This is a genomic window from Massilia mucilaginosa (genome assembly GCF_011682145.1).
GTDB classification, from domain to species: Bacteria; Pseudomonadota; Gammaproteobacteria; order Burkholderiales; family Burkholderiaceae_D; genus Telluria_A; species Telluria_A mucilaginosa.
In genome coordinates this window covers 1-1,460 of the sequence record NZ_WHJH01000146.1, presented here as the reverse complement: position 1 = coordinate 1,460, position 1,460 = coordinate 1, and the positions used below count along the sequence as shown (strand labels likewise).

The 1,460-nt window shown below is 60.5% G+C and carries 1 protein-coding gene; it reads right to left on the bottom strand.

The features are described 5' to 3' along the window. Nucleotides 1–15: 15 nt before the first annotated feature. Entirely contained in the window at nucleotides 16–1,398 is a 1,383-nt protein-coding gene (locus F2P45_RS34170) for an IS701 family transposase (RefSeq protein ID WP_229505442.1), read from the bottom strand. Nucleotides 1,399–1,460: the final 62 nt, after the last annotated feature.

Sequence of the window (1,460 nt, the reverse complement as noted above, 5' to 3'; positions counted from 1 at the left end):
CTCGACTTTGTCCAACTATCTCGCGTAGCAGACGGTTTCTGTCAGGCGCTCGAATAGGGCACGCGGAATTTTCACCATATCGCATTGGCTCCCCGACCCTTTGTAATTCTCTTGACTCCACAGCGAGCGGCGCACGCATGCAATGGTGTCGGAGAAGGTCGGGCTGTCCTTGGCGTACCAGGCGGCCTGCCGCGTCATCAATGTGCCATGGTCCAGTAACTGTTTGGCTGCCAATGCCACAACCGAATACAGTGCGAGGATGACTGGCGTGCTGCATGCGATGGCGCGGTCGGACCATTGACGCTGTGTTTCCATGCCCAGATGCGCTCGTGCCTCCTCGAAGGTAACTTCGATCTGCCAGCGGCGGATGAACCAGGCCAGAATCTGTTCAGGTTCGGCGGCCTCGTCAGTGCAGAGAAAGGCCTGCGGCTCAAGCTTGTGTTGTGGATCGCGCACCAATACCCAGCGCAGCGGAATGGTCGGCAAGCCGCTGCTGTACCAGACGGCGGTGCCAGTGGCGATCTCGACGGTCCTGTCACCCTGTCCGTACCATTGGGAAAGCGTCACGCTGCGCCAATGAGTCGACGCGCAAGCAGCTCTTTCTTTCAATGTTGGCTGGCGCGCGCCCTTACGCCGTGGCCGGCCACGTGCGCCAGGTGCTCGCTCCGGCGCCGGATCGTACAAAGCGGCGTCAAGCCGCAAACGGGTGACGATGCACAGCTTGTGACGTACCGCATCGAGCAGTTCCAGCGCCGCGAAGCTGCTGTCGGCTACGACCACGATGGGACGCTCGGGCAGCCAGTGCCTGATCATCAATAGCAACTGCCGGGCGCGATCGGTGAGCTTGTTGGGACGTCGTCCACGCTGGAGGCAATAGCGCTCGGACGGCGCCAACACGGAGCAGAACGGCAGTGCCCAGCAACGCTTCGCCCACGGGATCGGCGCTATCAGCATCAGGCACAGCCAGCGCAAGCCGCTCGCCTTGACGAAATGACCGTGACTCGAGCGCACCGGATCGCGGTAAATGCCCTTGGCGGCGATCCTGGCACCGCGCCGCCGCTCAATGGTGTCGTCCAGCGCCATGAGCAATGGTCCGTCGGGCACAAACGCTTCGACCAGCAGTTTCAGCAAGCGCCGGCTTGCCGCCAGCGTCGACCATTTGACGCGATTGAGCACGCGATGATATTTCTGGAATTGCCGCTCTTGGGACAAGCCCATAACGCGTAGGACGGCACTGACCGTGCGTGGCCCAACGGCCAGGATGGCGCCTGTCAACAGGATCTGTACCAACGGCCAGGCACGCTTGGAAAACAGATCGGAAAAACCTACAATGGCCTTCGTAAGCCCGGATGCTACTACCGTCATGATGAACCTCGCTGCCACGAGTGGATCAATCATTGACTACGCATTCGGGCTTACGTTCCCTTCGTCCATCGCTCACAAATGGACAAAGTCAAGCT

Coding starts and splice junctions, on each gene's coding strand:
- F2P45_RS34170 (WP_229505442.1), bottom strand. CDS start 1,398: ATGATTGATCCACTCGTGGCAGCGAGGTTCATCATGACGGTAGTAGCA.